Below are 20,482 nucleotides of genomic sequence, written 5' to 3' on the forward strand. Positions count from 1 at the left end.
TGAATGGAACCCGGGAGACATAGCGTCACATTCGGAAGGGCGCGCAAATCGGCTTGGCCGATCGCGTAACTGCTATGTTTTAGAGGGGGCCGACATGATGTCGCTCGATAGCATCACGCTCTATTTGGTCGCCACCATGGTTGCCGCACTGCTCGGCGCCATGATGGTGTTTTTCGGCAGGCAGGAGAACAGCCTCGCGCTGAAATGGTGGGGCACCGCCTATCTCCTCGGCGCCGTCTCCGTTGCGCTATGGACTGCGGCCGGCGACAGGCTGGGGCCGCATCTCTATCTGGCGTTAAATGCCGTCGGCTTCGTCGCCTGCGGCATGGTGTGGAATGCGGCGCGCGTCTTCCATGGCCGCAAGCCGAACTGGCCCGGCCTCGTGCTCGGCGCGCTCGCCTGGGTCGCCGCCGTCACGCTGCTCGCCCCTGAGGCGTCCATGCTGCGGATGATCGTCGGTGCCGGCATCGTCTCGGTCTATGCGGCGCTGACCGCGAGCGAGCTCTGGACCGAACGGCGCAAGAGCATGCAACGGCGCTGGCCGGCCTTCGTGATGCCAGTGATGCACGGTTGCGCATTGATGCTGCCGATCGTGCTCGGCAGCTTCCTGCGCCCGCACGATGCGACCTTCTCGTCGAGCATCTGGGTCACCGTGTTCGCGGTCGAGCTCGTGCTTTATGCCGTCGGCACCGTGTTCGTGATCTTCATGCTGGTGTCCGAGCGCACGGTGACCGCGCACCGGACCGCCGCGTCGACCGATCCCCTGACCGGCATGCTCAACCGGCGCGGCTTCTCCGAGGCCTGCAGCCGCGTGATCGAGCGCGAGGCCAAGGCCGGGCGGCCGGTGACCGTCATGATCTTCGACATCGACCACTTCAAGTCGATCAACGATCGGTTCGGTCATCCCGCGGGCGACGAGATGCTGAGACTGTTCTCGACCGTCGTCGTCAGCAACTTGCGCATCTCCGATCTCTCGGGCCGCATCGGCGGCGAGGAGTTTGCGGCCTTGCTGCCGTGCTCGCTGGAAGAGGGGGTGCTGGTCGCCGAGCGTGTGCGCGAAGCGTTCGAGACCTCCGGCGTCGTGGTCGATGAAGGTCCAGTCGATACTACCGTCAGCATCGGCGTCGCCGGCGGTCCGGCCGGCACCGAGCTCGAGGTGCTGCTGGCTTCGGCCGATACCGCGCTCTACCAGGCCAAGCGCGGCGGCCGTAACCGCGTCGAGGCGGCGGAGGAGCTGCCGCTGTCGCTGGAGAACTGGCGTCGCCAGAGCGCTGCGCGGCCCGGTGCGCAGCAGGCGCGTCCGGCTACCGCCTGAGACGACAGGCGGCCTGGCGGTAATCCTCTGTTTACCATTCGATCCCTACCATCATGGTCATGGAATCGATCCGTCGACAGACCCCGCAGGCCGCCCTGATGTCACTCGAAGCCCAAGCTGCCTCGGCACGCGGCGGTTTCGCCTGTCTGTTCTCGACGGCGGACGAATACGAGAGCGCGCTGATCACGGAGCGTCGTGCGCAAGGACGATACGGCCAAGCCCGCAGCTACTGGCCGTTCGTGCTGTTCGTCGGCTGCGCGTTCATCGTGGCGGGCACCGTGCTGCTGCTTGCCTGAGAGGCTTGCATTCAAGAGACCTGCACTTTCCAGCCGTCCAGGCGTCGTTTCGGCGCCTTTTTCTTTTGCGCCGGCTGCGGTAGACACGCCCATCGAACAAGAATGGGTGGAAACCGATGATCACAGAGATCGCGCAAATCGACGTCAAGCCGGGCAGCGAAAAGGATTTTGAGGCGGCCGTCGCCAAGGCCAAGGCCGCCTTCGGCCGCTCCAAGGGCTTTCACGGCTTCGAACTGCACAAGTCGATCGAGAAGCCGCAGCGCTACCGGCTGATGGTGAAGTGGGCGACCCTGGAGAGCCACACCGTCGATTTTCGCGGCTCCGAAAACTTCACCGAATGGCGCGGCCTCGTCGGCCAGTACTTTGCTTCGCCGCCCGAGGTCGAGCACACCGAGACCGTGCTGACGACCTGATGAGCAGGCTCAGGCCACCTCGGCTAGAGACGGCGCCTCATACGTCTTGAAATGGTCGATCATGACCTTGGCGATGGCGACCAGCGGCAGCGCCAGCGCGAGGCCCCAGATTCCGAACACGACGCCGAGCAGGATCTGGAACGCGAACAGCGTGGCCGGCGGAATGTCCAGTGCCTGGCGCTGGAGGATCGGCGTCAGCACGTAGCTTTCCATGGCGTGGACGCCGAGGAACAGCAGCAGCGCGGACAGCGCCGCGATCCAGCCCGACGCAAGGCTCGCCAGCACCACGATGACCCCGGCGATGATGGCGCCGACGGTCGGGACAAAGGCGAGCAGGCCTGCCTGGATTCCCAGGATGAACGCGCCGGGGATGCCGATGACGGCAAGGCCGATCCAGGTCACTGCGCCGACCGCGAGCATGACCGTAATCTGCGCGATCAGCCAGCGCTCCAGCGTCTCGCTGATGCGGTCGATGATGAGGGTGATGCGCGTGCGATGTTTGGCCGGCGCGAGGAACAATAGGCCGTCGTGATAGACGCTGGGCTGGGCGGCGAAGGCGAGACCCAGGAACAGCACGATAAAAATGTTTCCGACACCGTGGATGGTGCCAAGCAGCAGCTTGAAGGTCTGGCTCACGATCGCTCCGCCGCTGGAGGCGAGCGCGCCGGCGCCGGGCAATGCACCGCGCGGGGGCGTTGCTGGTGAGGGCGTCGAGTCCGATGTTGTCGCCGCCGTGGCGTCAGGCGCCGCGTTGCCGAGATCGAAGAAGCTGGTGTCGATGCCGTGGCCTTCGAGGAAGGACCGGACGTTGGTGATCTGCGACTTGATGGTGTTGCTCAGCAGCGAGGCCTGCTCGGCGATGGTGGCACCGCCGAGATAGGCGACGCCCGCGAGCATCAGGGCGAGGGCGATGCAGACGATCGCGAGCCGGACGGGATGCGGCAGGTGCATGCGGCGGCCGAGCGCGCCCGTCAGCGCATTGAGGCCGAGGCCGAGCAGCATGCCGGTGAAGATCAGCAGCAAGGTGGCGGCAAAATACCAGGTGAAGACCAGCATCGCCGTGAACAGCACAACGCCGATGCCCCCGACCGAGATCGCCCAGGCGAGATCGGCACGGGGGCGGGGCCGTTCATCTGCGGGGATGGTCACATCGGGTCCTTTCGGCGGCTGCGGGGGAGGCACTCTTTCGCGAAATCCCGCCTTGGATCAAGCCGGCCGATAACCGCCGGTTTGACGTTGTCCACGCTCTCGTCGGGCGAACGCCACCGGCGTGAACGGTGCCGCGGCCGCCCTCCGATCGGGCATTTGCGCGAAAATAGCATTGCCGTCCCGCGATCCCTTCTGTTGAATTTGTTCCACCCCAAGGGCATGTTTGGAGAATCTTCTTACGGAGGAGGTCGGAACGGGAGATGAGAAAGCCGGTCGTCGGCGTGATCGGGAATGCCCATCGCGTCGAAAATCGATTTCAGGTCCAGATGGTCGGCGAGCGAAATCTGCGCGCCGTGGCCGAGGTCTCCGGTGGCTTGCCGGTGATGTTCGCGGGCTCGCCCGACATCACCGATATCGGGGCGCTGCTCGATACCGTCGACGGCGTCATCCTCACCGGCGCCCGGGCCAACGTGCACCCGACGCGTTTCAACGTCGATCCCTGCGAGAAGCACGAGCCCTACGACATCCACCGCGACGAGGTCGCGCTGGCGCTCTCGGTTGCCTGCGTCGCCCGCGGCATCCCCCTGTTCGGCATCTGCCGCGGCCTCCAGGAGATGAACGTCGCCTTCGGCGGCTCGCTCCACCCCGAGATCCGCGAAATCCCCGGCCGCATGAACCACCGCATGCCCCGGCTCGAGAACGGCGAGATCCATCCCGATCCGACCGTGGTGTTCGCCGACCGTCACGACGTCGACCTGACGCCGGGCGGGGCGTTCGCGAAGATCCTCGGCTGCGAGAAGATCCGGGTGAATTCGCTGCATGGCCAGGGCATCCTCGAGCTCGGCAAGCGCGTGCTGATCGAGGGGGTCGCCGAGGACGGCACCATCGAAGCGATCCGCATCGCGGAAGCCCCGACCTTCGCGCTCGGCGTGCAATGGCACGCCGAATACGATCCGCAGCACAATCCGATCAATCGCAAGCTGTTCGAGGCCTTTGGCGAGGCGCTCGTGGCGCGGCAGAAGGCGGTGGCGTAGGCTAAGCACACGTCGAGGCTTTGGGGCCGACTCTCGGCACGCCGTCATTGCGAGCCAACGGGTCCGACAAATTCAATTCATCGAGCTCATGCTAGGCATGTACGCTGAGGAGCCGATCAATTCGATCTGCCGGAACGAGCTCCATTAGGTCTGCATGGCTGCTACACCATCGATCGCTGCGGGCCTATAAAGGGGGCTGGACCGCCGCGCGCGGTGAGCGCCCGTGCGTACCACCCATTTTCATAGAACTAGATTGTAACTGCCCCACGTAGCTTAATTCGGTTGTGAGGGCTTAACTCATGACGAAGCACTTTTCGAAACGGATCGTGACTGATGTGTTCGTAGTCGTCATATCGGTGGTGACAATCACGATTGCAGCGACATCGTTTGGTGAGCCCATTTTGTCAGGCATCGCGGCTTCTATTCCGGGCCCATTTCATCTTGCGATGGAAAACACACTTGGAAGTGCCGGGCCGAGCACACCGAAGCAGGCCTCCGCGCAAACAGGTTGTCGGCTTCGATCTGCTCCTCCGCAATGGAACGTCGACTGGCTTTTCCGGCCGCCTGCGGCTCCCGCACGATGAATTGCGATCCCAATTGAGGGCGCGGCAAAGGTGGGCGGCCCGTGTTTCGCCCATGCGCCTTCCAAATCTCGGGCGGCATAAACCAATCAGTAGGAATTGGTCCGCTCCGACTTTTGCGGCTCTGATTTGTTCTTTGAGAACGAAGTGGAGTCAGATGCAGAACGAAAGCTGACGGTGAGGTGCAAAGTTCAGCTTTCCAGTGCGGTTGAATCGTAGACGCGCTCAGTTGGTCGTCTGGTGTTAGCCTCACACCGTCCGCTCCATCCGCCGGGTGCGGTAGGCCTGCGGCGACATCAGGGTCAGCTTGCGGAATGCCTTGCGAAAGCTGCTTTCGTCCTCGTAGCCGGCCGCCCGCGCGATGGTCTTGACCGGCTGAGCCGTCGTCTCCAGCAGCGTGCGCGCGTGCTCGACGCGGCGGCGCGTGATGAAGGCCTGAGGCGGCTCGTGCGTGAGCTCCTGAAACTTCCGGTTCAGCGTGCGCTCGCTGAGGCCGAGTGCGTCAGCGAGGCGCTTGACCGTCATCGGACGCTTGCCCGCGCGCCGTACCAGCAGGTCGGCCCTGGTCAGCAGCGGATCCTGCGACAGCAGGTAACCGACGGGCATGAAGATCGACTGGCTGCGCTGCGCGGTGTCGATGACGACGTAATCGGCGCACAACTTTGCGATCTCCTTGCCGTCGACCATCTCGATCAGTCTGAGCAGGAGGTCGACCCACGACATCGGTCCGGCCGCGCAGACGAGGCGGTCCGCGCAGGTGATGACGGCGTCCGGGGCGAGGTCGATCGCGGGATGGCGTTGCCGCAGCTCGTTTTGCAGCCACCAGGTGATGGTGGCGCGGCGGTTGTCGAGCAGGCCGGCGCCGGCCAGCAGGAAGACGCCGCTGCAAAATGCCCCGATCAGCCGGCCATTTGCGTGCTGCTGCCGGAGCCAGGCGCCGGCGCGGGCATATTGCGGTTGCAGCCGCGCGGCCGTGACGTGGTCGATGAGATTGCCGGGGACGATGATCGCGTCGAAGCTGCCGCGGCTCGTGATCGCGCCATCGACCGAAACCAACTGGCCGCCGCCGGCGCGCACGGCCTTGCCATCGAGCGAGAGCGTCTGGCAGGCGAAGCGGGATTTTGCTCCGCTCAGCTGCATCACGTGGTTGGCGAGCGACAGGATGTCGGCGACGCCGGCGATCGCCGAATGCATGCAGCCTTCCAGCGCCAGAATTGCGAGCTTCATAGGACCTCCGGGCGATGCGACGATCCTATCCGATCGGCGTACGGGCGCGTGGCGGAAATTGCCCGATCTCTGTCTCATCCGCCACTGCCTGGCCGCCAGTGTCCGGTCCAATCTGCCGCCGTCGTCACACGACATGATTGGAGAAAGACATGCCTTACGTCACCATTTCCACCGTCCGCGGCATCCTGGACGCCGCGCAGAAGAAGACGCTGCTCGAACGCGTCACCGACCTCCTGGTCGAGGTCGAAGGGCAGGGCAACCCCGATTTCCGCCGCAACGTCTGGGTGAGGATCGAGGAGCAGGAGCCCTCGCACTGGTCGCTCGGCGGCATGCAGCCGACGAGCGAGATCATCGCGAGCACGTTCGGACCGATCGGCGCGGACGGCGTGAGGGTGGCACGGTAGCAGCGCCTGGTGCAGGGCGGATCAGCCGTACGCAGGTCCGCCACTGCCTCTGCTCAACCGATCACATCGCCACCCTGCATGGCCATTTGCATTGCGTTGCACAATCGCAACGTTGGCCTCCACGCGCAGCATTGAGGTTCACAAGGGGAACACCATATGCTCTGCAAGGGAGCCCTTGCCGTGCAAACCATGAAGGCGGCCCTCGTTGCGGCGATCACCGTCGTGGCATTGACCTGCTGCCTCCTTCCCAGCTCAGCGGAGGAGAGCGGCCGCCTTGCACTGGTTGTTTCGATCGACGGGGCCATCGGCCCTGCGTCAGCCAGCTACGTGCGGGAGGCTTTGGCCAAGGCGAGCGAACGGCGCGCCGAGGTCGTGCTTCTGAGAATGAACACGCCCGGCGGTCTCAATTCCAGCATGCGCGAGATCATCGCGGATGTGCTCGCCTCGCCCATCCCCGTCATCGGCTACGTCGCTCCCTCCGGCGCCCACGCGGCGAGTGCCGGGACCTATATCCTTTATGCGACCCATATCGCGGCGATGGCACCAGGCACCAATATCGGTGCGGCGACGCCGGTCCAGATTGGCGGGCCGTTGCCGGGCCTGCCGAGCGGCACACCCGAGAAGGATGGCAAAGACAAGAAGGACGAGCCGAAGGATGCGATGACGGCGAAGGCCACGAACGATGCCGTCGCATTTATCCGCAGCCTCGCCGAGCTGCGCAGCCGCAATGCGGACTGGGCGGAGAAGGCGGTCCGTGAGGCCGCCACTCTCTCTGCCAACGGCGCGCTAGAGGCCCATGCCATCGATCTCGTCGCGCGGGACCAGGCTGAATTGCTGCGGCAGCTCGATGGCCGTGTGGTGGAGGTTGCAGGCGGCAAGACGCAGCGCCTCGCCACGAAGGATGCGGTCGTCGAAGCCATCGAGCCGGGACGGATATCCCGCTTCCTGGCGGTCATCACCGATCCGAACGTGGCGTTCATTCTCCTGATGGTCGGCATCTACGGTCTGATCTTCGAGTTCATGTCTCCCGGAGCCGTCGCTCCCGGAGTCGTCGGCGCGATCTGCCTGCTGATCGGCCTCTATGCGCTCAATTTGCTGCCGATCAACTATGCCGGCCTCGCCCTGATGCTGGTCGGACTCGTGCTTCTCACCGTCGAAGCCTTCAATCCAACGGTGGTGATCGGTCTCGGAGGGATCATCGCTTTCGTGCTGGGTGCGCTGATGCTGTTCAGGGTCGAGGCGCCCGGCTACCAGCTGTCGTGGTGGGTGATCGGCATCACTACAGCTGTGTTCGTCGGCTTCGCTCTGGTCGTGCTTGGTTCGCTTCGGCGGGCCGCCAAGGCTCCTGAACGGGTCGGCGCGCAGGCCATGCGAGGCTTGTCCGCCGAAATTCTCGACTGGAACGGGAACGAGGGTCATGTGTTCGCCCATGGTGAACGCTGGCAGGCGCGCAGCGCCGACGCGTTCGAGCCCGGAGAGACGGTCGAAGTTACCAGCGTCGTCGACCTGACGCTGCTGATACGGCGCGCACCGGCGAGGACCGGTGAGGGAGGTACATCATGATGCTGGAATATCTGACCTATGCGGCGCTCGCGCTGCTAGTCGTCATATTTCTGTCCCAGGCCATTCGAATCCTCCGCGAATACGAGCGCGGCGTCGTCTTTACGCTCGGCCGCTTTACCGGTGTGAAGGGCCCTGGCCTCATCATCCTCATTCCGATCGTGCAGCAACTCGTCAAGGTCGACCTCCGGGTGATGGTGCAGGTCGTGCCGCCGCAGGACGTGATTTCGCGAGACAACGTGTCCGTCAAGGTCAACGCTGTTCTGTACTTCCGGATCGTCGACCCCGAGCGCGCCATCATCAAGGTCGGTGATTACATGGCGGCCACCAGCCAGCTCGCCCAGACCACGTTGCGTTCGGTGCTCGGCAAGCACGAGCTCGACGAGATGCTTGCCGAGCGCGACAGGTTGAACGCCGACATCCAGGAGATCCTCGACAAGCAGACTGACGTCTGGGGCATCAAGGTCACCGGCATAGAGATCAAGGACGTCGATATCAACGAAACCATGGTTCGCGCGATTGCCAAACAGGCCGAGGCCGAGCGCTTGCGGCGGGCCAAGGTGATCAATGCGATGGGCGAGCAGCAGGCCGCCGAAAAGCTCGTCGAAGCCGGCCGGATCCTCGCGCAGGAGCCTCAGGCCATGCAGCTGCGTTACTTCGCGGCTCTGCACGACATAGCCGGCGAACGATCGTCGACTGTCGTGTTTCCGCTGCCGACGGGCTTGCTCGACCATTTGATGCCGCGGCCTAACAACCCGTAGCCGTAAGCCGCGAAGATGACCCATCTTCGGCCCAAATGGGCGTGTCGAATGTTGATGCCTACTTAAACGGGAGCAACATTCGATGACCAAGCACGCCGTCAGCCCACCAAGCCGCCACCAACGTCGGACATTCATGCTTGCCGTTCCGCTGGTCGCCTTCGCACTTTGTTCGTGGCCGATCGGCGGAGCGGCGCAGGCCGCAGAGCCCGGTAAGGACACCCCTGCCGCCAATCTGCCCCGCATTCTCGTGCTGGCGACGGGCGGCACCATCGCGGGCCAGGCCGACCCGCGCGCGACGGGTGCGTACAAATCCGGCCAGATCACGGGCGAGCAGCTGATGCAGTCAGTGCCGGGCCTGGACAAGCTGGCGAAGCTGAACGCCGAGCAGATTTCGTCGATCGGATCCCAGGACATGAACGACAAGGTCTGGTTTGCGCTGGCCCGCCGCATCCAGGAGGCCTTCGACAAGAATGAAGCCGACGGCGTCGTCATCACCCATGGCACCGATACGCTGGAGGAGACCGCGTTCTTTCTCGACAACGTGGTGCGCGGCGACAAGCCGGTGGTGATCGTCGGCTCGATGCGGCCGGCCACGGCGGTGAGCGCGGACGGCCCCGGCAATCTCTACGAGGCGGTGCAGGTGGCCGCCGATCCGCGCTCGCGCGGGCGGGGCGTCATGGCCGTGCTGAACGACAAGATTCAGGGCGCCCGCTCGGTCACCAAGACCAACACCACGAGCATCGAGACGTTCAATACGTCCAATGACGGGCCGATCGGTTATGTCGACACCGCCGGCGGCATCCGCTTCATGACCCAGGCTGCCGGCTTCAAGCGCGCGACCTATCAGCTGCCGGCAGGCGAGCAATTGCCGCGCGTCGCGATCGTCTACTCGCACGCCAATATGGATGCCGTTCCGATCGAGGACGCCATCTCGCACGGCGCCAAGGGCATCGTGCTCGCCGGCGTCGGCGATGGCAACACGTCGAAGCCGGCGCTCGAAGCGCTCGAAGCGGCGGCGAAGAAGGGCATCATCGTGGTGCGCTCCACGCGGGTTCGATCCGGCTTCGTGACGCGAAACGTCGAGGTCGACGACGACAAGAACGGATTCGTCGTGTCCGAGGACCTCAATCCCCAGAAGGCGCGCGTTCTCACCCAATTGCTGATCGCGAGCGGTGTGACGGCGCCGGCTGAGCTGCAGCGGGCGTTCACGGCAACGTGGTAGCGGCTGGCTCGTATCTTGTAGGGCCCAACGGCCCAAACGAAAAGGCGCTCCTTTCGGAGCGCCTTTTGCTTGTCGTATTCTGTTCGAGCTGATCAGCCCGAATAGTACATGTCGAACTCGATCGGGTGCGGGGTCATCTCGAAGCGCTCGACTTCGGTCATCTTCAGCTCGATATAGGCGTCGATGAAATCGTCGTCGAACACGCCGCCGGCCTTGAGGAACGCGCGGTCCTTGTCGAGATTCTCGAGGGCTTCACGCAAGCTGCCGCACACCGTCGGGATCTGCTTCAGCTCTTCCTTCGGCAAGTCGTAGAGATCCTTGTCCATCGCCGGGCCCGGATCGATCTTGTTCTTGATGCCGTCGAGACCGGCCATCAGCATCGCGGCGAAGCCGAGATAGGGGTTGGCGAGCGGATCGGGGAAGCGCACCTCGACGCGCTTGGCCTTCGGCGAAGCGGTGTAGGGGATGCGGCAGGAGGCCGAGCGGTTGCGCGCGGAGTAGGCGAGCAGCACGGGGGCCTCATAGCCCGGGACCAGGCGCTTGTAGGAGTTGGTCGAGGGATTGGTGAAGGCGTTGATCGCCTTGGCGTGCTTGATGATGCCGCCGATGTAGTGGAGGCAGGTCTCCGACAGGTCGGCGTATTTGTTGCCGGCGAACACCGGCTTGCCTTCCTTCCAGATCGACTGGTGCACGTGCATGCCCGAACCGTTGTCGCCATAGACCGGCTTCGGCATGAAGGTGGCGGTCTTGCCGTAGATGTGCGCAACCTGGTGGATGCAGTACTTGTAGATCTGGAGGTGGTCGGCCATCAGCGTCAGCGTGTCGAACTTCATGCCGAGTTCGTGCTGGGCGGAGGCGACCTCGTGGTGATGCTTCTCGACCTTGACGCCCATCTTGGCCATGGCCCCGAGCATCTCCGAGCGCATGTCCTGCACGGAGTCCTGCGGCGGAACCGGGAAGTAGCCGCCCTTGGTGCGGACGCGGTGGCCGAGATTGCCGCCTTCATATTCGGTGTCGGAGTTGGTCGGCAGCTCCGAGGAGTCGAGGCGGAAACCGGTGTTGTAGGGGGTCGAGGAGAAGCGCACGTCGTCGAACACGAAGAACTCGGCCTCGGGTCCGACGAAGACGGTGTCGCCCACGCCCATCGACTTCACCATCGCCTCGGCCTTCTTGGCGATGCCGCGGGGGTCGCGGTTGTAGGGCTCGCCGGTGGTCGGCTCGAGCACGTCGCAGGTGATGACCATCGTGGTCTCGGCGAAGAACGGATCGATCGTCGCAGTCACCGGATCGGGCATCAGGCACATGTCGGACTCGTTGATCGCCTTCCAGCCGGCGATCGAGGAGCCGTCGAACATCGTCCCTTCGGCGAAAATGTCCTCATCGATCATGCTGACGTCGAACGTCACATGCTGCCACTTGCCGCGCGGATCGGTGAAGCGCAGGTCGACGTATTTGACGTCGTTGTCCTTGATCGATTTCAGGACGTCTTTGGCGGTCTTCATGCATACCCCTTTTGGCTCTGCGGGTCGGTTTCCAGATGAGCAAGATTATTCTCGCTTGGGCGAGTTTGGCGCGACCGCACAAACGAAATCAGGCCGCCGAAGCAGCCTTATTTCCTGTCAGAGTGTCGCAAAACGCGGGATAGCACCCGGCTCAGATAGCGTCCAGCCCGGATTCGCCGGTTCGGATGCGGATCGCCTCTTCGACGTTGGAGACGAAGATCTTGCCGTCCCCGATGCGCCCGGTCTGCGCGGCGCGGCGGATCGCCTCGATGGCGCGCTCGACCAGATCGTCGCCGATCACGATCTCGATCTTCACCTTGGGCAGGAAGTCGACGATGTATTCTGCGCCGCGGTAGAGTTCGGCGTGACCCTTCTGCCGGCCAAAGCCCTTGGCCTCGGTGACGGTGATGCCCTGAAGGCCGACTTCCTGAAGCGCTTCCTTCACCTCGTCGAGCTTGAATGGCTTGATGATGGCTTCGATTTTCTTCACTGCGCGCCTCCGGCCTCTCGATCAAATAGCAACGTCTTCGTCAGGATGCGCTTTGTCACGCACGATCTTGTCTTCGCTATGCCGGGATGCCTGACCAGCCCGGCAACGACGGCCGGCCACACCCTGATGAATGCCAGTGAGCACGACAAACCGAAGCGGCTTCCTCGAAAGCAGGGTCTATGCCAAGTTGCAAATGCCCTGATTATTGGAGCGTTATCAGCCTTTTAACGAGCACAATCTGATAGGTGGCGCCGACCGGCCCAAAATACCGAAGACTACGAAATAGGCAAACGGTTCAATATGTGTGCAGATCATTGTTCCGTGGGATGGGTCGGCACGGAACGTGCCCGTTGAACGGGCGTTTGGACCAGGGAAGTGGCATGGAAGTTCTGACCAACACTGAAATGCAGCGCGCCGATCAGCTCAGTATCGCGGCAGGCACGCCCGGCTTCAAGCTGATGCTCAGCGCCGGCCAGGCGGTCGCCGAGGCGGCCAATGCGCTGGTCGAGGAGGGGCCGATCCTGATCGTCGCCGGCCCGGGCAACAATGGCGGCGACGGTTTTGTCGCAGCCGCCGAGCTCGCCGCCCAGGGCCGCGAGGTCTCGGTGATCCTGATGTGCGAGCGCGACCAGCTCCAGGGTGACGCCGCTTCCGCCGCACGCGGCTGGAAGCACCCGGTGCTCCCGTTCAATCCGCAGGCGATCGGAAGGCCGGCGCTGATCATCGATGCCCTGTTCGGCGCGGGCCTCGGCCGTCCCGTCGACGGCGAGGCGCGCGCCATGATCGAGGCGATCAACGCCAACGGCGCCTTGGTGCTGGCCGTCGACCTGCCGAGCGGCATCAACGGAACCAGCGCCGCCGTGATGGGCGCGGCCGTGAATGCCACCGAGACCGTGACCTTCTTCCGCAAGAAGCCGGCGCATCTGTTGCTGCCCGGCCGCATGCATTGCGGCCGCGTGCGCGTCGCCGACATCGGCATCGACGCGCGCGTACTGGACGAGATCGCCCCGCAGCTCTTCGAGAACGATCCGGATTTCTGGGGCGCCGCCTTTCCGGTGCCGCGCATCGACGGCCACAAATTCGCGCGAGGCCATGTGCTGGCCGTCTCCGGTGACGCAGCCGCGACCGGCGCTGCGCGGCTCGCCGCGCGCGGGGCGCTGCGGGCCGGCGCGGGCCTCGTGACGCTGGCGACCCCGCGCGATGCGCTCGCGATCAATGCGGGCGCGCTGACTGCGGTGATGGTTCGCCCGGTCGACACCGCAATCGAGTTCGGCGAGATCCTCGGCGACAAGCGCTATAACACCTGCATGATCGGCCCCGGCGCGGGCATTGGCGAGCGCACCTGCGATCTCGTTCATACCGCGCTGACGGCGCAGCGGCATCTGGTGCTGGACGCGGACGCGCTGACGAGCTTTGCCGCAAAGCCCGAGCGGCTGTTCGAATCGATCAAGTCCTCGCAGGACAATGCGGTGGTGCTGACCCCGCACGAGGGCGAGTTTCCGCGGCTGTTCTCGGATCTCAGCAACAAGCATCCCGGCCGGTCCAAGCTCGAGCGCGTGCGCGCCGCCGCCGGGCGCTGCGGCGCTGTCGTGCTGCTGAAGGGACCGGACACGACGGTCGCGGCCCCTGACGGCCGCGCCACCATCGCCGCCAACGCGCCGCCCTGGCTCGCCACCGCCGGTGCCGGCGACGTGCTCTCGGGCATCATCGCTGGCCTCCTGGCGCAAGGCGTGCCGGCCTTTGAGGCCGCCAGCATCGGCGTCTGGATGCACGGCGAGGCAGGAAGCGAAGCGGGGCCGGGGCTGATCGCGGAAGACCTCACCGAGACGCTGCCGGCCGTGCACCGGCGTGTCTATGACGCGCTCGGGGTGGAGTACTAGTGCTGCGGCAGCTCGCGCTCGCGGACATGGATGCGGCCGCCCAGGTCCATCGGATTGCGTTCGACCAGGCGATGCCGTGGCTCGCCGGGTTGCACAGGCCGGACGAGGACCGCTGGTTCTATCGCGAGCGTGTTTTTCCGACCTGCCGCGTGTGGGGACGCTTCGACGACGCAGTGCTCAGCGGGATCATTGCGTTCCGTAAGGGCTGGATCGAGCAGCTCTATGTGCTTCCTACGGCGCAGGGGCGCGGCGTTGGCACTGAACTCCTCGACATCGCCAAAGGTGCTTGCGATCGGCTCGAGCTCTGGACCTTCCAGCGCAATGCGTCGGCCCGGCGCTTCTATGAAGCTCGCGGATTTGCGCTGGTCGAGCAGACCGATGGGGTGCGGAACGAGGAACGGGAGCCCGACGCTCGGTACCTCTGGACGCGCAGGCATTGATCCACGATTATAGTAGTTTATAAACTACATGTGGTTTTTCAGAAGCGGGGCAACACGAGCATTGTTTTGCTGTGTGGCGGCGACAAGAGCACGCAGGCCAAAGACATTTCGGCGGCCAAGCGCCTTGCCGAGATCTGGAGCGAATGAGATGGGCGAGAAGCTGACGACTTACGATCCGGCCGAAGACCTTCAGTCCGACGAAGCCATTGCCGTGTTCATGGAAGAGGCGTTCAAGACTGAGGACGCCGCCTACATCGCGCACGCGCTTGGCGTCGTTGCCCGTGCCAAGGGGATGACGCAGATCGCCAAGGAGACCGGTCTTTCTCGCGAGCAGCTTTATCGCTCGTTCAGCACCAACGGCAATCCGACGCTCAAAACGACGATCGCGGTGATGAAGGCCCTCGGAATCGAACTGACGGCCAAACCGCACGCTTAGCCGGAGCGCTCACTCCACCGCGTACCAGCGCACCAGCCGCGGGGCCGCCCAGTCAGTCAGAACCGATTCGATCAGCCATCGTCCGGGTGAGGTTGCGGCGAATGCGATGCGCTGGGTCTGGCCGGGCTCGATCGCGAGCGTATCAAGCCAGTAGGGCTTCCAGCCGTCGTCGAGCTTGTCGAGCAGGCGGAAATGGTGGCCGTGCAGGTGGAACACGGTCGTGATGGGGGCTGGGTTCTTCAGGGCCAGCACGATCGTGCGGCCGGCCTTGGCGCGGAAGGTCGGGGCGGAGGCGGTGGAGAAATTTGCCGGCCGGGTCCAGCCGGCGTCGGCTGCGCCGAGCGCGACATCGAACCGCAGGGCGCCTCTCAGATCGAGTTGATCGGGCAGGTCATTGGAAGGGAGCGGCTGTGGCGGCACTGGCGGCGCGCGCCGCTCCAGCCTGCCTGTGACCGAGAGGCTGCCGACCTGGCGGGCCTCCTTGCCGTCATGCAGCAGGAATGGGGCCGACGTGGCCGCGTCTACAAAGACATCGACCCGCGCGCCCGGGGCTAGCACCAGCGCCCCGCTGCGCGCCGAAAACGGCTCGGCGGGTTGTCCGTCCAGGGCCATCACGCGGACGTCGTGGCTTTCCAATTTGATCGCCAGAACAGTACGTTGGGAGCCGTTGATGAAGCGCAGCCGCAGCCGCTCATTGGCCGCGGCTGAGAGTTCGAATGAAGTCTGTCCGTTGATCGTATAGAGCGGCGTCGTGTCCTTGGGATCGCGCCCCGGGGGAAGCGCGGTCCCATCCGGCCGCACGCGCCATTCCTCGATCAGCAAAACCTCGTCACGATCGACAGCGACCCGGTCTGTCTCCTCGGCGATGATCGGAAGCGGGCGCGCGGGTTGCTTCAGGCCGTCCTCGAAGAGGCGGAAGTCGGCCAGCAGGGTTCCTGCATTAGGTATTGAAATAATTGATGTTTCAGTCGCGTCCGGGGCCGTCGGCGCGCGCCCCCGGAGCGGGTCGGAAGTGGCCGGGCCGGTCAGGCCGTACCAGACTGGTGCAAGCGGCACAGGCAGCTCGTTCCGGAACACCACCTCGCAGCGGTTGCCGCGCTTGAGACGGACGTTTCCCAGGTGGCTTACGGCGGCCAGCTCCCAGATTGGTGTCGGCGGCTGACCCGGCTTCAAGGCCAACGTGGCCGGTCGTGCCTGGAGCGCGAGCTGGGCGGTCACGAGCGGGCCTGCGCCACCGCCGAGCAGCCCGGCCGCCGAGGCGCCAAGTCCAGTCAAAAGTCCGGCCAAAACCTCGCGTCGGCTCGGGTCAAAAATCCGCGTTGTCATGGCCGATCCGGACCACGCCGCGCTGGATAAGTCCAGCCGTCGTGCCTACTTGAAGCTTGCCTCCAACCGGCCATTTTTTTGCTGCGAACAGTCAGGCACATGCTATAAGCCCGGCCGCCCGCGGCATCGCGGCCGGTCTTGATGCAAATTCACGCGGGCGTGGCGGAACTGGTAGACGCGCTGGATTTAGGTTCCAGTGACGAAAGTTGTGGGGGTTCGAGTCCCTCCGCCCGCACCAAGCGCTTTCAGCGTTTGCACGGATTACGAGACCTGCTTCCGCGCGGATGTTGTCCGCTTGGAGCCGGTCCAATGAACCACCGGCGTTGAGGCGTTTGCCTCGCGTCGGATCGATTAATGACAGCGTCCCGACGCATGCGCGCCGGGACCGAACGAGAAGAAGATTGGACGCCATGCAGGTCACAGAGACCCTCTCGGAAGGTTTGAAGCACGAGTTCAAGATCAGCGTCCCTGCGTCAGATCTCGACGCCAAGGCCGATGCCAAGCTCGTCGATCTCAAGGACAAGGTCCGTCTCAACGGCTTCCGTCCCGGCAAGGTGCCGGTCGGTCACCTGAAGAAGGTCTATGGCCGCTCGGTGATGGCCGAGACCATCGACCAGACCATCCGCGACACCAACACGCAGCTGTTCTCCGAGCGCGGCTTCCGCCTCGCGACCGAGCCGAAGATCACCATGCCGACCGAGCAGGCCGAGGTCGAGGAGCTGCTGAGCGGCAAGACCGATCTGACCTACACGGTCGCGATCGAGGTGGTGCCGGCCATTGCGCTCGCCGATTTCAAGACCTTCGAGGTCGAGAAGCCCGTCGTCGACGTCACCGAATCCGACGTCGACGAGGCGATCAAGCGCATCGCCGATTCCAACCGCACCTTTGCCGCCAAAGGCGAGGGCGCCAAGGCCGCCTCCGGCGATCGTGTCACCATCAACTTCAAGGGCACCATCAACGGCGAAGCCTTCGAGGGCGGCACCGGCGAGGGCATCCAGGTCCTGATCGGGTCCAACACCTTCATCCCGGGCTTCGAGGAGCAGCTGACGGGCATCGGCGCCAACGAGTCGCGCACGCTGAAAGTGTCGTTCCCGAAGAACTACATGAACGACAAGCTTGCCGGCCAGCCGGCCGAGTTCGAGACCACAGCGACCTTGATCGAGGCGCCGCAGGATCTCGCGATCGACGACGAGTTCGCCAAGACGCTCGGCCTCGAATCGCTCGACAAGCTCAAGGAAGCCGCGCGCGAGCGGCTGGCCGCCGAATTCGCGACCGCGACGCGTCAGCGCGTCAAGCGCGCGCTGCTTGATCGCCTCGACGAAGCGCATCGCTTCGATGCGCCGCCCTCGCTGGTCGACGAGGAGTTCAATCTGATGTGGAACTCGGTCAAGGCCGAGATGGCTTCGGCCGGCAAGACCTTTGCCGACGAGAACACCACTGAAGACGCCGCCAAGGAAGAGTACCGCAAGATCGCCGACCGCCGCGTGCGCCTCGGCCTCGTGCTCTCCGAGATCGGCGAGAAGAACAAGATCACCGTGACCGACGACGAGGTCGGCCGCGCCGTGATCGAGCGGGCGCGCCAGATGCCTGGCCGTGAGAAGGAAGTGTGGGACTATTACCGCAACAACGCCCAGGCGCTGGCCCAGCTTCGTGCACCGATCTATGAGGACAAGGTCGTCGACTTCATCCTCGAGCTCGCCAAGGTGACCGAGAAGAAGGTCTCGCGCGAGGAGCTCTACAAGGATGACGAGGCGGAAAAGAGCGCTGCCTGAAGGCGTTGAGAAAGCCCTTCATTAAGGATGATCAGCGAAGGGGCTCAGCTAGCCAGATGGCCGGCTGGGCCTCTTTGCGCGAATCAGCTTCAACTGCCCGACGGGTTAAGCCTTAATGCGCTCCGCACTTGTCAGGCGCGAATTGGGCTATATCTGTCGGTACACCCTGTACTCAATGTTCTACCTCTACCAAGTTCCTGCATCACAGGACGTCCATCCGCCTTCCGGCAAATCCAGCCAAACTGGCGATGTCCGTCTCCGAAACCCTAGGTGACTCATGCGCGATCCGGTTGAAACCTACATGAACCTCGTGCCCATGGTGGTCGAGCAGACCAACCGTGGCGAGCGCGCCTACGACATTTTCTCGCGCCTGTTGAAGGAGCGCATCATCTTCGTGACCGGTCCGGTCGAGGACGGCATGTCGACGCTGATCGTCGCGCAGCTGTTGTTCCTTGAGGCGGAAAATCCGAAGAAGGAAATCTCGATGTACATCAACTCGCCGGGCGGCGTGGTGACGTCGGGCCTTGCCATCTACGACACCATGCAGTTCATCCGTCCGCCGGTCTCGACGCTGTGCACGGGGCAGGCGGCCTCGATGGGCTCGCTGCTGCTTGCCGCCGGCGAGAAGGACATGCGCTTCTCGCTGCCGAACGCGCGCATCATGGTCCACCAGCCCTCCGGCGGCTTCCAGGGCCAAGCCACCGACATCATGCTGCACGCTCAGGAAATCCTGAACCTGAAGAAGCGGCTGAACGAGATCTACGTGAAGCACACCGGCCAGACCTACAAGTCGATCGAGGACGCGCTGGAACGCGACAAGTTCCTGACTGCGAACGACGCCAAGGAGTTCGGTCTGGTCGACAAGGTCATTGACAAGCGCGCCGAGGAGCCGACGCCGGCGAAAGCGCCATTGTAGCACTACCGGGGCGTTACGGCGATCCCTCGGGATCGCCGCGTAGCGTCAGGGCGGTGTTCACGTTAAGGGCGCGTGCGCGCGCCGCACAACGCGGTTTTGCGCCCTGCGGCAGGCGGAAAGTTCCGCTTTCGTGCTTGTTTTTCGTGGCAATCCAGCAACGCCGGGGTGATTTCGATCACTTCGCTCGTGCCAAGACCGGAAATCACGGTATTGTCACGGGTAGCCGGCGAGCCCCGATTAGCGAATTCTTGATAGTCGGGTGACAGCATGGTTGGCTACGATTGATCGGCTATGATCGCGGAGAATCGAGCGACCGTGATTCGCACGGGATGTAACGCGTAGGGTCTTTTTTGGTACGGAATTTGCTCTACTTAAGCTTCATGCCGGCCATCGTGTCGGAGTGGAGCGATCGAGCGGAACGGGATCGAACCGCGGACGGAGACATGAATGAGTAAGGTCGGCACGAGCGACTCCAAGAACACGCTATATTGCTCGTTCTGCGGCAAGAGCCAGCACGAAGTCCGCAAACTGATCGCGGGTCCCACGGTCTTCATCTGCGACGAGTGCGTTGAGCTCTGCATGGACATCATCCGCGAGGAGAACAAATCCTCGCTGGTTAAGTCGCGCGACGGCATTCCGACGCCGAAGGAAATCTGCAAGGTGCTGGACGACTACGTGATCGGCCAGAGCCATGCGAAGAAGGTCCTGTCGGTCGCGGTGCACAACCACTACAAGCGCCTCAACCACCAGACCAAGCACAACGACGTCGAGCTCGCGAAGTCGAACATCCTGCTGATCGGTCCGACCGGTTCGGGCAAGACGCTGCTCGCGCAGACGCTCGCCCGCATCCTGGACGTGCCGTTCACGATGGCCGACGCGACGACGCTGACCGAAGCCGGCTATGTCGGCGAGGACGTCGAGAATATCATCCTGAAGCTGCTTCAGGCCGCCGACTACAATGTCGAGCGCGCCCAGCGCGGCATCGTCTACATCGACGAAATCGACAAGATCAGCCGCAAGTCCGACAATCCGTCGATCACGCGCGACGTGTCGGGTGAGGGCGTGCAGCAGGCGCTGCTCAAGATCATGGAAGGCACGGTGGCTTCGGTCCCGCCGCAGGGCGGCCGCAAGCATCCGCAGCAGGAGTTCCTGCAGGTGGATACCACCAACATCCTGTTCATCTGCGGCGGCGCCTTCGCCGGCCTCGAGAAGATCATCTCGGCGCGCGGACGGTCGACCTCGATCGGCTTCGGTGCCCAGGTGCTCGCGCCGGAGGACCGCCGTACCGGCGAGATCTTCCGTCACGTCGAGCCTGAGGACCTCCTGAAGTACGGCCTCATTCCTGAGTTCGTCGGTCGTCTGCCGGTCGTGGCGACGCTCGAGGACCTGGACGAGACGTCGCTGAAGAAGATCCTCACCGAGCCGAAGAACGCGCTGGTGAAACAGTACCAGCGGTTGTTCGAGATGGAGAACATCGAGCTGACCTTCGCTGACGAGGCGCTTGGCGCGGTCGCCCGCAAGGCGATCGAGCGCAAGACCGGCGCGCGCGGCCTGCGCTCGATCCTCGAGGCGATCCTGCTCGAGACCATGTTCGACTTGCCGGGCCTGGAAGGTGTGGAAGAGGTCGTGATTTCGCGAGAAGTCGTGGAAGGCACGGCGCGTCCGCTCTACATCTACGCCGATCGGTCCGATCGCGCCGTCGAGAATGCCAGCGCCTGATTTTTTCGGCGCTGGAACGCTCCAATTGTCTGATCAAGG

At 64.0% G+C, this 20,482-nt stretch carries 20 protein-coding genes and 1 tRNA gene; 15 read left to right on the top strand and 6 right to left on the bottom strand.

Translation table 11 applies throughout. From position 1 onward, the window contains the following. The first annotated feature begins 94 nt into the window (after window positions 1-94). The 3 genes from ACNJX8_RS19640 to ACNJX8_RS19650 all read left to right on the top strand — a co-directional run bounded on the left by ACNJX8_RS19640 (window position 95) and on the right by ACNJX8_RS19650 (window position 2,024). Complete coding sequence (locus ACNJX8_RS19640; RefSeq protein ID WP_439361717.1) at window positions 95-1,315, top strand: diguanylate cyclase; 1,221 nt, start codon at window positions 95-97, stop codon at window positions 1,313-1,315. 59 nt (window positions 1,316-1,374) lie between these two features. Continuing rightward, window positions 1,375-1,611, top strand: a complete 237-nt coding sequence (locus ACNJX8_RS19645) for a hypothetical protein (RefSeq protein WP_091893392.1) — start codon at window positions 1,375-1,377, stop codon at window positions 1,609-1,611. Window positions 1,612-1,727: 116 nt separating this feature from the next. Next, window positions 1,728-2,024 carry an antibiotic biosynthesis monooxygenase family protein gene (locus tag ACNJX8_RS19650; RefSeq protein ID WP_091893338.1) on the top strand — a complete coding sequence of 99 codons (297 nt, stop codon included), beginning with the start codon at window positions 1,728-1,730 and terminating at the stop codon, window positions 2,022-2,024. A 9-nt stretch (window positions 2,025-2,033) separates the two neighbouring features. Here ACNJX8_RS19650 and ACNJX8_RS19655 read toward each other — a convergent pair whose 3' ends face one another. Next, entirely contained in the window at window positions 2,034-3,173 is a 1,140-nt protein-coding gene (locus ACNJX8_RS19655; RefSeq protein WP_439361718.1) for an AI-2E family transporter, read from the bottom strand. 260 nt (window positions 3,174-3,433) lie between these two features. Here ACNJX8_RS19655 and ACNJX8_RS19660 point away from each other — a divergent pair, with 260 nt between their 5' ends. Next, entirely contained in the window at window positions 3,434-4,207 is a 774-nt protein-coding gene (locus tag ACNJX8_RS19660) for a gamma-glutamyl-gamma-aminobutyrate hydrolase family protein (protein WP_249756362.1), read from the top strand. Window positions 4,208-5,037: 830 nt separating this feature from the next. Here ACNJX8_RS19660 and ACNJX8_RS19665 read toward each other — a convergent pair. Continuing rightward, window positions 5,038-6,015, bottom strand: a complete 978-nt coding sequence (locus ACNJX8_RS19665; RefSeq protein ID WP_439361720.1) for a GlxA family transcriptional regulator — start codon at window positions 6,013-6,015, stop codon at window positions 5,038-5,040. Window positions 6,016-6,164: 149 nt separating this feature from the next. On the opposite strand from ACNJX8_RS19665, the gene ACNJX8_RS19670 reads away from it, so the two are divergent. The 4 genes from ACNJX8_RS19670 to ACNJX8_RS19685 all read left to right on the top strand — a co-directional run bounded on the left by ACNJX8_RS19670 (window position 6,165) and on the right by ACNJX8_RS19685 (window position 9,962). Further along, window positions 6,165-6,419, top strand: coding sequence for a tautomerase family protein (locus tag ACNJX8_RS19670; RefSeq protein ID WP_128933408.1), 255 nt, complete (start codon window positions 6,165-6,167; stop codon window positions 6,417-6,419). A gap of 180 nt (window positions 6,420-6,599) precedes the next feature. After that, window positions 6,600-7,982, top strand: a complete 1,383-nt coding sequence (locus tag ACNJX8_RS19675; protein ID WP_439361722.1) for an NfeD family protein — start codon at window positions 6,600-6,602, stop codon at window positions 7,980-7,982. Beyond that, window positions 7,979-8,740, top strand: a complete 762-nt coding sequence (locus ACNJX8_RS19680) for a slipin family protein (protein WP_128933410.1) — start codon at window positions 7,979-7,981, stop codon at window positions 8,738-8,740. Before ACNJX8_RS19675 ends, ACNJX8_RS19680 begins: the two co-directional genes overlap by 4 nt. Before the next feature lie 82 nt (window positions 8,741-8,822). Continuing rightward, a complete protein-coding gene (locus ACNJX8_RS19685) occupies window positions 8,823-9,962 on the top strand; it encodes an asparaginase (protein WP_439361724.1) in 1,140 nt (379 codons plus the stop codon). 92 nt (window positions 9,963-10,054) lie between these two features. On the opposite strand, the gene glnA is transcribed toward ACNJX8_RS19685, so the two are convergent. Both glnA and ACNJX8_RS19695 read right to left on the bottom strand, forming a co-directional pair. Beyond that, the gene (gene glnA / locus ACNJX8_RS19690; protein WP_128933412.1) at window positions 10,055-11,464 is read right to left on the bottom strand and encodes a type I glutamate--ammonia ligase; all 1,410 of its coding nucleotides are present in this window, start codon (window positions 11,462-11,464) and stop codon (window positions 10,055-10,057) included. 151 nt (window positions 11,465-11,615) lie between these two features. Beyond that, window positions 11,616-11,954 carry a P-II family nitrogen regulator gene (locus ACNJX8_RS19695; protein ID WP_091893396.1) on the bottom strand — a complete coding sequence of 113 codons (339 nt, stop codon included), beginning with the start codon at window positions 11,952-11,954 and terminating at the stop codon, window positions 11,616-11,618. 380 nt (window positions 11,955-12,334) lie between these two features. Here ACNJX8_RS19695 and ACNJX8_RS19700 point away from each other — a divergent pair, with 380 nt between their 5' ends. From ACNJX8_RS19700 to ACNJX8_RS19710, 3 genes are all read left to right on the top strand, one after another. Then, complete coding sequence (locus ACNJX8_RS19700; protein WP_439361726.1) at window positions 12,335-13,834, top strand: NAD(P)H-hydrate dehydratase; 1,500 nt, start codon at window positions 12,335-12,337, stop codon at window positions 13,832-13,834. Next, window positions 13,834-14,274 carry a GNAT family N-acetyltransferase gene (locus ACNJX8_RS19705; RefSeq protein WP_128946187.1) on the top strand — a complete coding sequence of 147 codons (441 nt, stop codon included), beginning with the start codon at window positions 13,834-13,836 and terminating at the stop codon, window positions 14,272-14,274. Before ACNJX8_RS19700 ends, ACNJX8_RS19705 begins: the two co-directional genes overlap by 1 nt. Window positions 14,275-14,422: 148 nt before the next feature. Further along, window positions 14,423-14,710, top strand: a complete 288-nt coding sequence (locus tag ACNJX8_RS19710) for an addiction module antidote protein (RefSeq protein ID WP_007603498.1) — start codon at window positions 14,423-14,425, stop codon at window positions 14,708-14,710. A gap of 9 nt (window positions 14,711-14,719) precedes the next feature. On the opposite strand, the gene ACNJX8_RS19715 is transcribed toward ACNJX8_RS19710, so the two are convergent. After that, window positions 14,720-16,036, bottom strand: coding sequence for a multicopper oxidase family protein (locus tag ACNJX8_RS19715; RefSeq protein WP_439361728.1), 1,317 nt, complete (start codon window positions 16,034-16,036; stop codon window positions 14,720-14,722). A gap of 153 nt (window positions 16,037-16,189) precedes the next feature. On the opposite strand from ACNJX8_RS19715, the gene ACNJX8_RS19720 reads away from it, so the two are divergent. The 3 genes from ACNJX8_RS19720 (at window position 16,190) to ACNJX8_RS19730 (ending at window position 18,724) form a co-directional block, all read left to right on the top strand. After that, a tRNA-Leu gene (locus ACNJX8_RS19720) sits at window positions 16,190-16,274 on the top strand. Between the two features lie 172 nt (window positions 16,275-16,446). Further along, a complete protein-coding gene (gene tig / locus ACNJX8_RS19725) occupies window positions 16,447-17,808 on the top strand; it encodes a trigger factor (RefSeq protein WP_128933416.1) in 1,362 nt (453 codons plus the stop codon). Between the two features lie 277 nt (window positions 17,809-18,085). Continuing rightward, entirely contained in the window at window positions 18,086-18,724 is a 639-nt protein-coding gene (locus ACNJX8_RS19730; RefSeq protein ID WP_128946185.1) for an ATP-dependent Clp protease proteolytic subunit, read from the top strand. A 62-nt stretch (window positions 18,725-18,786) separates the two neighbouring features. Here ACNJX8_RS19730 and ACNJX8_RS19735 read toward each other — a convergent pair whose 3' ends face one another. Further along, on the bottom strand, window positions 18,787-18,993 hold the full coding sequence (locus ACNJX8_RS19735) for a hypothetical protein (protein WP_128933418.1): 207 nt from the start codon (window positions 18,991-18,993) through the stop codon (window positions 18,787-18,789). Between the two features lie 178 nt (window positions 18,994-19,171). On the opposite strand from ACNJX8_RS19735, the gene clpX reads away from it, so the two are divergent. Continuing rightward, the gene (clpX, locus tag ACNJX8_RS19740) at window positions 19,172-20,443 is read left to right on the top strand and encodes an ATP-dependent Clp protease ATP-binding subunit ClpX (protein WP_008547851.1); all 1,272 of its coding nucleotides are present in this window, start codon (window positions 19,172-19,174) and stop codon (window positions 20,441-20,443) included. Window positions 20,444-20,482 lie beyond the last annotated feature (39 nt).

The sequence above is a fragment of the Bradyrhizobium sp. SPXBL-04 genome (assembly GCF_051853035.1).
Taxonomy (GTDB): domain Bacteria; phylum Pseudomonadota; class Alphaproteobacteria; order Rhizobiales; family Xanthobacteraceae; genus Bradyrhizobium; species Bradyrhizobium zhanjiangense.

Excerpts from the sequence above, each read along its gene's own strand:
- ACNJX8_RS19710 (WP_007603498.1), top strand. The coding sequence starts at position 14,423 with ATGGGCGAGAAGCTGACGACTTACGATCCGGCCGAAGACCTTCAGTCC.
- tig (WP_128933416.1), top strand. The coding sequence starts at position 16,447 with ATGCAGGTCACAGAGACCCTCTCGGAAGGTTTGAAGCACGAGTTCAAG.
- ACNJX8_RS19680 (WP_128933410.1), top strand. The coding sequence starts at position 7,979 with ATGATGCTGGAATATCTGACCTATGCGGCGCTCGCGCTGCTAGTCGTC.
- ACNJX8_RS19650 (WP_091893338.1), top strand. The coding sequence starts at position 1,728 with ATGATCACAGAGATCGCGCAAATCGACGTCAAGCCGGGCAGCGAAAAG.
- ACNJX8_RS19715 (WP_439361728.1), bottom strand. The coding sequence starts at position 16,036 with ATGACAACGCGGATTTTTGACCCGAGCCGACGCGAGGTTTTGGCCGGA.
- ACNJX8_RS19670 (WP_128933408.1), top strand. The coding sequence starts at position 6,165 with ATGCCTTACGTCACCATTTCCACCGTCCGCGGCATCCTGGACGCCGCG.
- ACNJX8_RS19685 (WP_439361724.1), top strand. The coding sequence starts at position 8,823 with ATGACCAAGCACGCCGTCAGCCCACCAAGCCGCCACCAACGTCGGACA.
- ACNJX8_RS19700 (WP_439361726.1), top strand. The coding sequence starts at position 12,335 with ATGGAAGTTCTGACCAACACTGAAATGCAGCGCGCCGATCAGCTCAGT.
- glnA (WP_128933412.1), bottom strand. The coding sequence starts at position 11,464 with ATGAAGACCGCCAAAGACGTCCTGAAATCGATCAAGGACAACGACGTC.
- ACNJX8_RS19665 (WP_439361720.1), bottom strand. The coding sequence starts at position 6,015 with ATGAAGCTCGCAATTCTGGCGCTGGAAGGCTGCATGCATTCGGCGATC.
- ACNJX8_RS19735 (WP_128933418.1), bottom strand. The coding sequence starts at position 18,993 with ATGCTGTCACCCGACTATCAAGAATTCGCTAATCGGGGCTCGCCGGCT.
- ACNJX8_RS19640 (WP_439361717.1), top strand. The coding sequence starts at position 95 with ATGATGTCGCTCGATAGCATCACGCTCTATTTGGTCGCCACCATGGTT.
- ACNJX8_RS19730 (WP_128946185.1), top strand. The coding sequence starts at position 18,086 with ATGCGCGATCCGGTTGAAACCTACATGAACCTCGTGCCCATGGTGGTC.
- ACNJX8_RS19660 (WP_249756362.1), top strand. The coding sequence starts at position 3,434 with ATGAGAAAGCCGGTCGTCGGCGTGATCGGGAATGCCCATCGCGTCGAA.
- ACNJX8_RS19645 (WP_091893392.1), top strand. The coding sequence starts at position 1,375 with ATGGAATCGATCCGTCGACAGACCCCGCAGGCCGCCCTGATGTCACTC.
- clpX (WP_008547851.1), top strand. The coding sequence starts at position 19,172 with ATGAGTAAGGTCGGCACGAGCGACTCCAAGAACACGCTATATTGCTCG.